The sequence below is a fragment of the Paraburkholderia sp. EG304 genome (assembly GCF_046543485.1).
GTDB lineage: Bacteria > Pseudomonadota > Gammaproteobacteria > Burkholderiales > Burkholderiaceae > Paraburkholderia > Paraburkholderia youngii.
This window is the reverse complement of record NZ_JBKGUA010000010.1, coordinates 61,033-74,189: the sequence shown is the minus strand read 5'-3', so window position 1 is coordinate 74,189 and position 13,157 is coordinate 61,033. Positions and strand designations below refer to the sequence as shown.

General features: G+C 62.5%; 12 protein-coding genes. 11 read left to right on the top strand and 1 reads right to left on the bottom strand.

What is annotated here, in order from left to right; genetic code table 11:
* Positions 1-80: 80 nt before the first annotated feature.
* Entirely contained in the window at positions 81-608 is a 528-nt protein-coding gene (locus ACLFKU_RS14455) for a YhbY family RNA-binding protein (protein ID WP_410849538.1), read from the bottom strand.
* Positions 609-805: 197 nt separating this feature from the next.
* Here ACLFKU_RS14455 and ACLFKU_RS14450 point away from each other — a divergent pair, with 197 nt between their 5' ends.
* The 11 genes from ACLFKU_RS14450 to phoR all read left to right on the top strand — a co-directional run bounded on the left by ACLFKU_RS14450 (position 806) and on the right by phoR (position 13,116).
* A complete protein-coding gene (locus ACLFKU_RS14450) occupies positions 806-1,468 on the top strand; it encodes an RlmE family RNA methyltransferase (RefSeq protein WP_410849632.1) in 663 nt (220 codons plus the stop codon).
* 189 nt (positions 1,469-1,657) lie between these two features.
* Positions 1,658-3,547 carry an ATP-dependent zinc metalloprotease FtsH gene (gene ftsH / locus ACLFKU_RS14445; protein WP_013090008.1) on the top strand — a complete coding sequence of 630 codons (1,890 nt, stop codon included), beginning with the start codon at positions 1,658-1,660 and terminating at the stop codon, positions 3,545-3,547.
* A gap of 169 nt (positions 3,548-3,716) precedes the next feature.
* Positions 3,717-4,529 carry a dihydropteroate synthase gene (gene folP, locus ACLFKU_RS14440; protein ID WP_410849631.1) on the top strand — a complete coding sequence of 271 codons (813 nt, stop codon included), beginning with the start codon at positions 3,717-3,719 and terminating at the stop codon, positions 4,527-4,529.
* Positions 4,530-4,558: 29 nt separating this feature from the next.
* On the top strand, positions 4,559-5,908 hold the full coding sequence (gene glmM, locus ACLFKU_RS14435; RefSeq protein ID WP_410849537.1) for a phosphoglucosamine mutase: 1,350 nt from the start codon (positions 4,559-4,561) through the stop codon (positions 5,906-5,908).
* A gap of 396 nt (positions 5,909-6,304) precedes the next feature.
* On the top strand, positions 6,305-7,336 hold the full coding sequence (pstS, locus tag ACLFKU_RS14430; protein WP_410849536.1) for a phosphate ABC transporter substrate-binding protein PstS: 1,032 nt from the start codon (positions 6,305-6,307) through the stop codon (positions 7,334-7,336).
* A gap of 160 nt (positions 7,337-7,496) precedes the next feature.
* A complete protein-coding gene (gene pstC, locus ACLFKU_RS14425) occupies positions 7,497-8,498 on the top strand; it encodes a phosphate ABC transporter permease PstC (RefSeq protein WP_368585247.1) in 1,002 nt (333 codons plus the stop codon).
* Positions 8,495-9,391 (top strand): phosphate ABC transporter permease PstA, encoded by an 897-nt coding sequence (gene pstA, locus ACLFKU_RS14420; RefSeq protein WP_368585248.1) that lies wholly within the window; start codon positions 8,495-8,497, stop codon positions 9,389-9,391. Before pstC ends, pstA begins: the two co-directional genes overlap by 4 nt.
* Positions 9,392-9,407: 16 nt before the next feature.
* Positions 9,408-10,256: a phosphate ABC transporter ATP-binding protein PstB gene (pstB, locus tag ACLFKU_RS14415; protein WP_018433457.1), complete on the top strand. Its 849-nt coding sequence runs from the start codon at positions 9,408-9,410 to the stop codon at positions 10,254-10,256.
* A 28-nt stretch (positions 10,257-10,284) separates the two neighbouring features.
* Positions 10,285-10,989, top strand: coding sequence for a phosphate signaling complex protein PhoU (gene phoU / locus ACLFKU_RS14410; RefSeq protein ID WP_368585249.1), 705 nt, complete (start codon positions 10,285-10,287; stop codon positions 10,987-10,989).
* A 26-nt stretch (positions 10,990-11,015) separates the two neighbouring features.
* Positions 11,016-11,717, top strand: coding sequence for a phosphate regulon transcriptional regulator PhoB (gene phoB, locus ACLFKU_RS14405; RefSeq protein ID WP_008922879.1), 702 nt, complete (start codon positions 11,016-11,018; stop codon positions 11,715-11,717).
* A gap of 85 nt (positions 11,718-11,802) precedes the next feature.
* On the top strand, positions 11,803-13,116 hold the full coding sequence (gene phoR, locus ACLFKU_RS14400; RefSeq protein ID WP_368585250.1) for a phosphate regulon sensor histidine kinase PhoR: 1,314 nt from the start codon (positions 11,803-11,805) through the stop codon (positions 13,114-13,116).
* Positions 13,117-13,157 lie beyond the last annotated feature (41 nt).

Here is a 13,157-nt window from a genome sequence, read left to right as displayed (position 1 = left end):
CATTCGCGCTGTTTCGGCCTTGCGCTCAAGGCTCCCAACGCGCGGTGCGGAGCCGGTCCGCACCATGGCCGCGTGTTCTCTTACTTCGACTGATGCGAACGCTTCGCGCTGGTTTGCCGCTTCTTCGCGCGCTTGATGTTGCCGCCCTGCGTCACGCGTTCGTTGCCGCGCACCAACACCGCTTTCGCTCGCGGCTTGCGCATCGGCAAGTCGGTCGGCTTCACCACCTTGACGATGCGCGGTGCGCGGCCCTTGGCCGGCCGGGCTTCTTCAGCTGCCGCTTCACGGGCGCTCGGCAATGCACCGCGCTTCGCTTTTGCCGCAGGCAGTGCCGATTCTGGCTTCCAGATCACGAGCAACTTGCCGATATGCTGAATCGGTGCCGCGTTCAGCGTGTCGCAGATTTCTTCGTAGATGGCGATGCGCTCCTCGCGCTCATCACCGAACACGCGGATCTTGATCAGTTGATGCGCTGCGAGGTGCACCTTGATTTCGGCGAGCACAGCGTCGGTCAAGCCTTCGGCCCCGACGAGCACGACCGGTTTGAGCGCATGTGCCTGGGAGCGCAACTCGGCGCGTTGGTCGGGAGAGACTTTGAGGGCTGGCATGGAAAGTGGAAGACTCGACTAAAATGGCGGCTCCTGCGCTTTCGTCCGATCGCCGAGCGATTCGGGCGGGTTGATTCAGCAGGGTGCGCGTCAGAACAACAGAATCGCGGATGGCCGCCAGTCTGGCGGTGGCCGCGCGAATTAACCGCGTATTATCCCCTAAAGCGCGACTCGACGCAGCAATAGTTCAATCTTTAATGGCAAAAAACAAGTTCAATACCGCGTGGCTGCACGACCACATCAACGATCCGTACGTCAAAATGGCGCAACGGGAAGGTTATCGTGCCCGCGCGGCCTACAAGCTCAAGGAAATCGACGAGCAGGACAAGCTGATCCGCCCGGGACAGGTGATCGTCGATCTCGGTTCCTCGCCGGGCAGCTGGAGCCAGTACGCGCGTAACAAGCTTGCCGGCGGCTCGCAGCGCAACGCGGAGCGCGAAGGTGGCATCGACGGCACGATCATCGCTTTGGACATTCTGCCGATGGAGCCGGTAGCCGACGTGCACTTCATCCAGGGCGATTTCCGCGAAGACTCCGTGCTGATCCAACTCGAAGAATTGGTCGGCGCGCGCCAGGTAGACCTTGTAATTTCGGATATGGCACCCAACCTCTCTGGCGTGGCGATCGCGGATGCGGCGCGGATCGAGCATTTATGCGATCTCGCGCTCGAATTTGCACAAAATCACCTGAAGCCGGATGGTGCCCTTTTAGTCAAATGCTTTCACGGCAGCGGATATAGTCAGATTGTCGAAAAGTTCAAGCGCCAATTCAAGGTGGTTGCGGCGCGCAAGCCGAAGGCGTCGCGGGATAAATCGTCAGAAACATTTATTTTGGGTAAGCATTTGAAGCGTCCCGCATAGGGATGCGGCGAGCCGGTTCCATTTCTGCCAATAATGAGCCCGATGCGTCGAAGACCGACGGCAAGCTGGCCTGCTACCCTATTTCCATGGTAGTGAAACGCTATGGCAGGGGTCTGCGGACTGGATTAGAATGCTTTCGTGGTGCCGCAAGGCAAATGTAGGCGCCCGTCTAAGTGAAGGAGTGGTGCTTTGAACAACAATATGTTTTCGAAAGCAGCAGTGTGGTTGGTAATCGCACTGGTGCTGTTTACGGTGTTCAAGCAGTTCGACAAGCCCCGTGTCCAGGAAGGCGTTTCCTATTCGCAGTTCATGGACGACGCGAAGAACGGCAAAGTCAAGAACGTTATCGTCCAGGGGCGGAACCTCACGGTCACTCCAGCAGACGGCCAGAAGTACCAGATCGTGTCGCCCGGCGACATCTGGATGGTCGGCGATCTGATGAAGTATGGCGTACAGGTGAGCGGCAAGGCTGACGACGAACCCAATGCACTGATGTCCGTGCTGTATTACCTCGGGCCGACGATCCTGATCATCGGTTTCTGGTTCTACATGATGCGACAGATGCAGGGGGGCGGCAAAGGCGGGGCCTTCTCGTTTGGCAAGTCGCGCGCGCGGCTGATCGACGAGAACAACAACGCAATCAATTTCACCGACGTCGCCGGTTGCGACGAAGCCAAGGAAGAAGTGTCGGAGCTCGTCGACTTCCTGCGCGATCCGCAGAAATTCCAGAAGCTCGGCGGTCGTATTCCGCGCGGTGTGCTGCTCGTGGGCCCGCCGGGAACCGGTAAGACGCTGCTCGCGCGCGCCATCGCCGGCGAAGCGAAGGTGCCGTTCTTCAGCATTTCGGGTTCGGACTTCGTGGAAATGTTCGTCGGCGTCGGCGCGGCTCGCGTGCGCGACATGTTCGAGCAGGCCAAGAAGCACGCGCCGTGTATCGTGTTCATCGACGAAATCGACGCGGTCGGCCGTCATCGCGGCGCCGGCATGGGCGGCGGTAACGACGAGCGCGAACAGACGCTGAACCAGATGCTCGTCGAAATGGACGGCTTCGAGGCGAATTCGGGTGTCATCGTGATCGCGGCGACGAACCGTTCGGACGTACTCGACAAGGCGTTGTTGCGTCCAGGCCGTTTCGACCGTCAGGTGTATGTCGGTCTGCCCGATATCCGCGGCCGCGAGCACATCATGAAGGTGCACTTGCGCAAGGTCCCGATTTCGAACGACGTCGATGCGGCAGTGATCGCCCGCGGCACGCCGGGCTTCTCGGGCGCTGATCTTGCGAACCTCGTCAACGAAGCAGCTCTGTTCGCGGCGCGCCGCGGCAAGCGCATCGTCGAAATGACGGACTTCGAGGACGCGAAGGACAAGATCTTCATGGGTCCGGAGCGCAAGTCGGCCGTGATCCGCGAAGAATCGAAGCGTGCGACCGCGTATCACGAATCGGGTCACGCGGTGATCGCGAAGCTGTTGCCGAAGGCCGATCCGGTGCACAAGGTCACGATCATTCCGCGCGGCCGTGCGCTTGGCGTCACGTGGCAGTTGCCGGAGCATGACAACGAAACGTACTCGAAGGACTATCTGCTCGACCGTCTTGCCATTCTGTTCGGTGGCCGCGTCGCAGAAGAGCTGTTCCTGAACCTCATCAGCACCGGTGCGTCGGACGACTTCAACAAGGCGACCCAGACGGCTCGCGCAATGGTTGCCCGCTTCGGTATGACGGATGCGCTCGGACCTATGGTCTATGTCGACGACGAAAACGACGCTTCGCCGTTCGGCCGCGGCTTCACGCGGACCATTTCGGAAGCGACGCAGCAGAAGGTCGATGCGGAAATCCGTCGTGTGCTGGACGAGCAGTACAATCTCGCGCGGCGCCTGCTGGAAGAAAACCGCGACAAGGTCGAAGCGATGACCGCCGCATTGATGGAGTGGGAGACGATCGACGCCGATCAGATCAACGACATCATGGCTGGCCGTCCGCCGCGTTCGCCGAAGAGCTCGCCGCCGTCGGCAAGCGACGCCTCGTCGGGCGGCAGCGCGGGCACTGAAGTCAAGCCGGGCAGCGCAACCGCGCCGGCCTGATAGGTTGCCAGTAGAAAGTGCGGGCCGGTGTGCTACACACCGGCCCGTTTTGCATTTATCCGTTCAAGTGAAGCATTGCTACGTGTCGAAAGCCGATTCTTCCTCCGTACCCCTTCCAGAGCCGCTGCAGTGCGGCCGCTTCAAGCTGACGTTTGAACGCCCGTTGGTCATGGGCATCCTGAACGTCACTCCCGATTCCTTCTCTGATGGCGGCTTGTACGCGATGCGCGGCGATGCGCTGCGCCAGGCCGAGCGCATGATGCTCGAGGGCGCGGACATTATCGATATCGGCGGGGAATCGACGCGTCCTGGCGCGCCGCCCGTGCCGCTCGACGAAGAACTGGAGCGCGTGATACCACTCGTCGAGCAACTGCGTGGCGCGAACGTGCCGTTGTCGGTCGATACCTACAAGCCAGAAGTGATGCGGAGCGCGTTGAACGCGGGCGCCGACCTGATCAACGACGTCTGGGCCTTCCGCATGCCCGGCGCGATCGACGCGGTGCGCGACAGCGACTGCGGCCTTTGTGTAATGCATATGTTAGGTGAGCCGCAGACCATGCAGCGCGGCGAGCCGCACTATGCCGACGTTGTCAGCGAAGTGCGCCAGTTCCTCGAGGAGCGTGTCGCAGCTTTGCAGCAGGCGGGGATTGCGCGCGAGCGTATCAGCGTCGATCCGGGTTTCGGCTTCGGCAAGGTCGTCGTCGAGCATAACTATGCGCTGCTCGCGCATCTGCGCGACACGGCGCCGCGCGCCGCGTCGCCGTATCCGATCCTTGCGGGCATGTCGCGCAAATCGATGGTTGGGGCGGTGACGGGGCGGCCGGCGCCGGAGCGCGTGGCCGGCAGCATCGCCGCAGCGGTGTGCGCGGCCGAGCGGGGCGCCGCGATTCTGCGCGTACACGACGTCGCGCAAACAGTCGATGCATTGAAAGTATGGGCAACCCTGCGCGACGCGGCCAAGCTGAGCCGCGCGCACGGTTGAACCCGCAGCCAGATAGAGGGAGAACAAATATGGCACGTCGTTACTTCGGAACGGACGGCATTCGAGGCAAGGTCGGCGAAGGCCCGATCACGCCGGAATTCGTGTTGCGGCTCGGCTACGCGGCCGGCAAGGTGCTCGCGGGCGCTGCGAAGACAGGCGCTCGTCCAACCGTCCTGATCGGCAAGGACACGCGCGTATCGGGCTACATGCTCGAAGCCGCGCTGGAATCGGGCTTTTCGGCGGCCGGCGTCGATGTGATGCTGGCCGGCCCGATGCCGACACCCGGCATCGCCTATCTGACGCGCGCGCTGCGGCTTGCCGCGGGCGTCGTGATCAGCGCGTCGCACAACCCGTACTACGACAACGGTATCAAGTTCTTCTCGGCCGACGGCAACAAGCTGCCGGACGACGTCGAGGCGCAGATCGAGGAGCAGCTCGAGCTGCCGCTCGCATGCGCGGCTTCCGAGCAACTGGGCAAGGCGCGCCGTCTCGACGACGCGGCCGGCCGCTACATCGAGTTCTGCAAGAGCACGTTCCCGGCCGCGTACGACCTGCGCGGCATGAAGCTCGTCGTCGATTGCGCGCACGGCGCCGCGTACGACGTCGCGCCGCACGTGTTCCATGAGCTCGGCGCGGAAGTGATCCCGATCGGCGTCTCGCCGAACGGCTTCAATATCAACGACGGCGTCGGCGCGACCGCTCCGGATGCGTTGGTTCGCGCGGTGCGCGCAAACCACGCGGACCTCGGTATCGCGCTCGATGGCGACGCCGACCGCTTGCAGGTCGTCGACGAGTCCGGCCGCCTGTTCAACGGCGACGAGCTGCTGTACGTGCTGGTCAAGGACCGTATCGCGACGGCCGGCCATGTGGAAGGCGCGGTCGGCACGCTGATGACCAACATGGCCGTGGAGGTCGCGCTGCAGAAAGCCGGCGTCAAGTTCGTGCGCGCCGCGGTTGGCGACCGCTATGTGCTCGAACAGCTTCGCGAGCACGGCTGGCAGCTCGGCGCCGAAGGTTCGGGCCACATTCTGTCGCTCGATCGCCATTCGACCGGTGACGGCATCGTGTCCGCTCTGCTCGTGCTGGCGGCGATGCAGCGCAGCGGCAAGTCGCTCGCGGATCTGCTCGACGGTGTCACGCTGTTCCCGCAGAAGCTGATCAACGTGCGCATGAAGCCCGGCGCGGACTGGAAGGGCAGCGATACGATTCGTAGCGCGATCAAGGTGGCCGAAGGCGCGCTCGACGGCCGCGGTCGCGTACTGATCCGCGCGTCGGGCACCGAGCCGGTGCTGCGCGTGATGGTAGAGGCGCAGAACGCCGCGGACGCGCTCGAGCATTCCGAAGCGATTGCGGAAGCCGTGCGCGTAGCGACGGCCTGATCTGTTCCCGAACAGGCGGCGGGCGGTGGCGACCGCTTGCTGCCTGACGGTCGCCACGAGAAGGTTCAGCGACCCGCGTCTCATAAACTTCGTCGCCGGGCTTCACCCCAACAAGTCCCCGCGCCCCAGCCGTCAGAAAGTCGACGTCTCCGCACAAAAACGTCCCTCCGCACCGAGCGCAAACGTTCGCGCTCCGTCTTTTTCGTCTAACTTGCAAAATGCGATGCAGCGAGCATCGCTATGGCGGCATTCGCTCGCTGCCGAACCTTTCGCCGTGTAATGTGACTGTCACATCCGATTCACGATCAGTCACGTTTTTGTCATAAAGAGACCCTAAGCTTCGCGGTGTTCGAGTTTCCCGCTCACACCACACGCTCACACTCCCTTGGAGGTCTCATGAAATTGATGCAAACCGTGTTCGCTGGCGTCGCTGGCGCGCTTTTCGCAATCGCAGCGCAAGCCGCAGACATCACCGGCGCGGGCAGCACGTTCGCGGCACCGATCTACACGAAGTGGGCCGACGCTTATCAGAAGACCGGCGGCGGCAAGGTTAACTACCAGGGCATCGGTTCGTCGGGCGGCATCAAGCAGATCGAGGCGAAGACCGTCGATTTCGCTGGTTCGGACGCTCCGCTGAAGGACGACGAACTCGCGAAGGAAGGCCTGTTCCAGTTCCCGACGGTGGTCGGCGGCGTGGTGCCGGCAGTCAACGTGCCGGGCGTGAAGCCGGGCGAACTGGTGCTGTCGGGTTCGGTGCTCGGCGACATCTATCTCGGCAAGATCAAGAAGTGGAATGACCCGGCAATCGTCGCGCTGAACTCGAAGGTCAAGCTGCCGGATCTGGACATCGCCGTGGTGCGCCGCGCCGACGGTTCGGGCACCAGCTTCATTTGGACGAACTACCTGTCGAAGGTCAACCCGGAATGGAAGACGAAGGTAGGTGAAGGTGCGACGGTCAACTGGCCGACCGGCACGGGCGGCAAGGGTAACGACGGCGTCGCGGCATTCGTGCAGCGTCTGCCGGGTTCGATCGGCTACGTCGAATGGGCGTACGCCAAGCAGAACCACATGAACTACGTCGCGCTGAAGAACGAAGCCGGCACCGTGGTTCAGCCGCAGACCGACACGTTCAAGGCAGCGGCTGCTGGCGCTGACTGGTCGAAGTCGTTCTACCAGATCCTGACGAACGAGCCGGGCAAGAACGCATGGCCGATCGTCGGCGCGACGTTCGTGCTGCTGCACACGACGCAGGAAAAGGCACCGCAAGGCGCGGAAACGCTGAAGTTCTTCGACTGGGCGTTCAAGAGCGGCGGTCAGGCTGCGAACGATCTGGACTACATTTCGCTGCCGGAATCGGTCGTGTCGGAAATCCGCACGCAGTGGAAGCAGAAGGTCAAGGATTCGGCAGGCAAGACGCTCGCCGAGTAACAGGCGTAAGCTGGCGCGGTATGTCTGAATCGCGCCTGGTAGCACCCCGGCCGTCCTCGCATGAGGACGGCCTGTGACTTTCACGCGGCATGCGCCGCATGCATCACCGCCCGCCCGACATGTGTCGTCCGGCAACTGGATACAGGTCCCTCAGGCTCTCATGTCCGATATTCATTTAGCGTCCGGCACGAGCCGGGCCACTCCGCCTGGCAGCGCGTCGCAGCAGAAAGCGCCTGGCCGCTCCGGCGATGTGATCTTCGGCGGCCTCGCACGCCTTTCCGCCATCGTCACGCTGCTGCTGCTCGGCGGCATCATCGTGTCGCTGATCATTGCCTCGATGCCGTCGATTCGCGAGTTCGGTCTCGCGTTCCTCTGGACGGCGGTGTGGGATCCACCCAGCAAACAATTTGGCGCGCTCGTGCCGATCTACGGCACCCTCGCGACGTCGATCATCGCTCTGATCATCGCGGTGCCCGTCAGCTTCGGCATCGCGCTGTTTCTGACCGAACTGTCGCCTGCATGGCTGCGTCGGCCCCTCGGCATCGCGATCGAACTGCTCGCCGCGATTCCGTCGATCGTATACGGCATGTGGGGTCTGCTCGTGTTCGCACCGATCTTCGCGGTGTGGTTCCAGAAGCCGCTCGGCGCGGTGCTCGGCGGCATTCCGATCGTCGGTGCGCTGTTCTCGGGTCCGCCGATCGGCATCGGCATCCTGTGCGCGGGCGTCATCCTTGCGATCATGATCATCCCGTACATCGCGGCGGTCATGCGCGACGTGTTCGAAGTGACGCCGGTGCTGCTCAAGGAATCGGCCTACGGTATCGGCTGCACGACGTGGGAAGTGATGTGGAAGATCGTCCTGCCGTACACCAAGACCGGCGTGATCGGCGGCATCATGCTCGGCCTCGGCCGCGCGCTGGGTGAGACGATGGCGGTCACCTTCGTGATCGGCAACACCAATCTGCTCGACAATATTTCGCTGTTTTCGCCGGGCAACAGCATCACGTCGGCGCTCGCCAACGAGTTCGCGGAAGCGGACCCGGGCCTGCACACGTCGGCGCTGATGGAACTCGGCCTGATCCTGTTCGTGATTACATTCATCGTGCTGGCGATTTCGAAAATCATGCTGCTGCGTCTCGAGAAAGGGGAGGGCGCGAAATGAGCGGACCGTCCCTGAATATGCCGGGCCTGAAGGACCCTGCGACGCTCGAAGCGATGCGCGTGCGTCTGCAAGGGCGCCGTCGGATGACTAACGCGATCGCGCTGACGCTGTCGCTCGCGGCGATGGCGTTCGGCCTGCTGTGGCTCGTGTGGATTCTCTATACGACGCTGCATCTCGGGATCGGTGGTTTATCGGTCGAGCTGTTCACGCAGTCGACGCCGCCGCCGAACACCGATGGCGGCGGTCTTGCGAATGCGATCGTCGGCAGCCTGTTGCTGGTCGCGCTCGCGACCTTCGTCGGCACGCCGATCGGCATCATGGCGGGCGTCTATCTCGCCGAATACGGCCAGAAAGGCTGGCTTGCGAACCTCACGCGCTTCATCAACGACATCCTGCTGTCGGCGCCGTCGATCGTGATCGGTCTGTTCGTCTACGCGCTCGTCGTCGCGAAGATGGGCCACTTCAGCGGCTGGGCCGGCGTGCTCGCGCTAGCGCTGCTGCAGGTTCCGATCGTGATCCGCACGACCGAAAACATGCTGAAGCTCGTGCCGAATGCGATGCGGGAAGCTGCGTTCGCGCTCGGTACGCCGAAGTGGAAGATGGTGCTGTCGATCACGCTGAAGGCGTCAATCGCGGGCATCGTCACGGGGGTGCTGCTGGCGGTCGCGCGGATCGCCGGCGAAACCGCGCCGCTGCTCTTCACCGCGCTGTCGAACCAGTTCTTCTCGGTCGATATGGGCCAGCCGGTCGCGAACCTGCCGGTCACGATCTACAAGTTTGCGATGAGCCCGTTCGCGCAGTGGCAGTCGCTCGCGTGGGCCGGCGTCTTCCTCATCACGCTCGCGGTGCTGGGACTGAATATCCTCGCGCGCACGATCTTCTCGAACAAGTAAGGGCGGAGTGAATCCGATGAACATGGCAGAAACCCAACTCAATCCGGTCGGGCACGCAACCGCGCCCGCGGGCTCCGACCCCGAACACAGCGCTCACGCGCAAACCCCGTCGCGTCCGAAGATCGAAGTCAAGGATCTCAACTTCTTCTACGGCAAGTACCACGCGCTGAAGAACATCAACCTGCAGATTCCCGAAGGCAAGGTGACCGCGTTCATCGGCCCGTCGGGCTGCGGCAAGTCCACGCTGCTGCGAACCTTCAACAAGATGTACGCGCTTTATCCGGAGCAGCGCGCGGAAGGCGAGATCGTGATGGACGGCGAGAACCTGCTGACCACGCGCCAGGACATTTCGCTGCTGCGCGCGCGCATCGGCATGGTGTTTCAGAAGCCGACGCCGTTCCCGATGTCGATCTACGACAACATCGCTTTCGGCGTGAAGATGTTCGAGAAGCTGTCGCGCTCGGAAATGGACGACCGCGTCGAATGGGCGCTGACCAAGGCGGCGCTGTGGAACGAAGTGAAGGACAAGCTCGGCCAGAGCGGCTACGGTCTGTCGGGCGGCCAGCAGCAGCGTCTGTGTATCGCGCGCGGTATCGCGATCCGCCCCGAAGTGCTGCTGCTCGACGAGCCGTGCTCGGCGCTCGACCCGATTTCGACGGGCCGTATCGAAGAGCTGATCGCCGAACTGAAGAGCGACTACACGGTCGTGATCGTCACGCACAACATGCAGCAGGCAGCCCGCTGTTCGGACTACACTGCCTATATGTACCTCGGTGAACTGATCGAATTCGGCGACACGGAAAAAATCTTCATCAAGCCGGTCCGCAAGGAAACCGAGGACTACATCACCGGCCGCTTCGGCTGATCCGCCGGGCAATACAACGGAGTACGACATGTCCGATAAACATCTGTCCAGCCAGTTCGACGCCGACCTGAACCTCGTTTCGTCGAAAGTGCTCGAAATGGGCGGTCTCGTCGAATCGCAGATCGTCAACGCGATGCAGGCGCTCAACGAATTCGACCTCGGTATGTGCGAGCAGGTCATCGCCGCCGAAGACCGTCTGAACAAGATGGAAGTCGACATCGACGAAGAGTGCAGCAACATCATCGCGCGCCGTCAGCCGGCCGCGCGCGATCTGCGCCTGCTGATCGCGATCTCGAAGACCATCACGAACCTCGAGCGCGCCGGCGACGAAGCCGAGAAGATCGCGAAGCGCACCAAGCGTCTGATGGAAGACGGCGCCTCGCGCACCATCAACATCGCCGAAATCAAGCTGTCCGGCGAGATGGCCGTGTCGATCCTGCGCCGTGCGCTCGACGCGTTCGCGCGTCTGGACACGGTCGCTGCCGCGCAGATCGTGCGCGACGACAAGGCGATCGACGAGGAATTCCGCGCGTTCGTGCGCAAGCTGATTTCGTATATGACCGAAGATCCGCGTTCGATCTCGGTGGGCCTCGACTTCCTGTTCATCGCCAAGGCGATCGAGCGGATCGGCGACCACGCGAAGAACATCGCCGAATTCATCATCTACATCGTCAAGGGTACCGACGTGCGGCACCAGTCGCGCGACGCGCTCGAACGCGAAGCGCTCAGCTAATCCAGAGATAAGGAACAGAGGTGCCGATGCCCAGCAGCATTCTCGTCATTGAAGATGAGCCCGCCATTTCCGAATTGATTTCGGTCAATCTTCAACACGCCGGGCACTGCCCGATTCGCGCGTACAACGCGGAGCAGGCTCACAACCTGATCAGCGACGTGCTGCCGGATCTGGTGCTGCTCGACTGGATGTTACCGGGCAAATCGGGCATTTCGTTCGCGCGCGATCTGCGCAACAACGAGCGCACGAAGCATATCCCGATCATCATGCTGACCGCGCGCGGCGACGAGCAGGACAAGGTGCTCGGCCTCGAGATAGGCGCCGACGACTACGTGACGAAGCCGTTCTCGCCGAAGGAACTGATGGCGCGCATCAAGGCGGTGCTACGCCGCCGCGCGCCGCAGCTGACCGAAGACGTGGTCGCAATCAACGGCCTGAAGCTCGATCCGGCCACGCACCGCGTCGCCGCGCATGCGGAAGGCAGCGAGATCAAGCTCGATCTCGGCCCGACCGAATTCCGTCTGCTGCACTTCTTCATGACTCACCCGGAGCGCGTGCACAGCCGCACGCAACTGCTCGACCAGGTGTGGGGCGATCACGTGTTCGTCGAAGAGCGTACCGTCGACGTGCACATCAAGCGTCTGCGCGCGGCTCTCAAGCCGGCCGGGTGCGATGCTATGATTGAAACGGTACGCGGCAGCGGCTACCGGCTGGCGAAGAGCGCCTGATAGCCGCCGGCGGCGCACTGCACTGCGTAACGGTGAGCCGCCACACCTCCTTCCTGCGCTGTATTTTCTCTTCGATCGCTAGACCATGAACATCATCTGGGCGCGCTCCATCGTGTCGGTCGTGCTGCTTGCTGTTCTTTGCGCGTTGGTCGGCGCACTGGTGAACGTCAAGGCAGGGCTCGCTCTCGCCATCGTCATGCTGCTCGCACAGAGCGTCTTCAGTACCTTCCACAAGCAGCGTCTGTGGCGTCTGCTCGATGCGCCGGTGTACGGCGAAGTGCCGAGCGCCCCCGGCATCTGGGGCGAAATCTATTACCGTCTGCACAAGCTCGCGAAGCGCTGGCACGCCCAGGTGCGCCAGGTCGAGCAGCAGCATTCGCGGTTCATCCAGGCGATCCAGGCGTCGCCGAACGGCGTCGCGATGCTCGACGATCACGATCAGATCGAGTGGTGCAACGCGATTTCCGAAAGCCACTTCGGGCTCGATGCGAAGCGCGATCTGCGTCAGCACATCACGCATCTGGTGCGTCATCCGGATTTCGTGCGCTATCTGAATTCGCATCGGTACGAGGAAATGCTGATCATGCGCGGCATGGGCGACAAGCGCCAGAACGTGCTGTCGGTGCAGGTGTTTCCGTATGGCGACAATCGCAAGCTGGTGCTGTCGCAGGACATCACCGAACTCGAGCGCACCGATGCGATGCGGCGTGACTTCGTCGCCAACGTGTCGCACGAACTGAAGACGCCGCTCACCGTACTGTCCGGTTTTCTCGAGACGATGCGTGAGCTGCCGTTGGGCGAGGCCGAGCGCGCGCGCTATCTCGACCTGATGGAGCAGCAGGCGTCGCGCATGCGTCATATCGTCAGCGATCTGCTGGTGCTCGCGACGCTCGAAGGCGACAACAAGCCGCCGAGCGATCAGATGATCGACATGCAGGCGGTATTGCGGCATCTGCACGACGACGCGCAGAGCCTGTCCAGCGATCATCACAAGATCGTCTTCGAAGCCGACGAAGCTTTGACGGTCACCGGCGTCGAAACCGAGATTCTCAGCGCGTTCGGCAACCTGGTGACGAACGCGATCCGCTATACGCCGGACGGCGGCTCGATCAAGGTCAACTGGCGTGCGCAGGGTGGCCATGCGGTGTTCTCGGTCACCGATAGCGGCCTCGGCATTCCGGCCGCCGATATTCCACGGCTCACCGAGCGCTTCTATCGCGTCGATCGCAGCCGTTCGCGCGACACGGGCGGCACCGGGCTCGGTCTCGCGATCGTCAAGCACGTATTGCAACGGCACGATGCGCAACTTGAAGTGAAGAGCGAAGAAGGGCGCGGCAGCACGTTCACGGTGCGCTTTCCGGTGTATCGGACCGCGCGCTGTCAAACCGCACAGGTTTGAGCACGGCAGTCGTCCGACTGGTCGATCCAACAAAAAACCGC

What these genes read in the sequence shown, in the direction of transcription:
- pstA (WP_368585248.1), top strand. Translation starts at nt 8,495, where the DNA reads ATGAGCGGACCGTCCCTGAATATGCCGGGCCTGAAGGACCCTGCGACG.
- ACLFKU_RS14450 (WP_410849632.1), top strand. Translation starts at nt 806, where the DNA reads ATGGCAAAAAACAAGTTCAATACCGCGTGGCTGCACGACCACATCAAC.
- phoU (WP_368585249.1), top strand. Translation starts at nt 10,285, where the DNA reads ATGTCCGATAAACATCTGTCCAGCCAGTTCGACGCCGACCTGAACCTC.
- phoR (WP_368585250.1), top strand. Translation starts at nt 11,803, where the DNA reads ATGAACATCATCTGGGCGCGCTCCATCGTGTCGGTCGTGCTGCTTGCT.
- glmM (WP_410849537.1), top strand. Translation starts at nt 4,559, where the DNA reads ATGGCACGTCGTTACTTCGGAACGGACGGCATTCGAGGCAAGGTCGGC.
- phoB (WP_008922879.1), top strand. Translation starts at nt 11,016, where the DNA reads ATGCCCAGCAGCATTCTCGTCATTGAAGATGAGCCCGCCATTTCCGAA.
- pstS (WP_410849536.1), top strand. Translation starts at nt 6,305, where the DNA reads ATGAAATTGATGCAAACCGTGTTCGCTGGCGTCGCTGGCGCGCTTTTC.
- ACLFKU_RS14455 (WP_410849538.1), bottom strand. Translation starts at nt 608, where the DNA reads ATGCCAGCCCTCAAAGTCTCTCCCGACCAACGCGCCGAGTTGCGCTCC.
- pstC (WP_368585247.1), top strand. Translation starts at nt 7,497, where the DNA reads ATGTCCGATATTCATTTAGCGTCCGGCACGAGCCGGGCCACTCCGCCT.
- pstB (WP_018433457.1), top strand. Translation starts at nt 9,408, where the DNA reads ATGAACATGGCAGAAACCCAACTCAATCCGGTCGGGCACGCAACCGCG.
- folP (WP_410849631.1), top strand. Translation starts at nt 3,717, where the DNA reads ATGGGCATCCTGAACGTCACTCCCGATTCCTTCTCTGATGGCGGCTTG.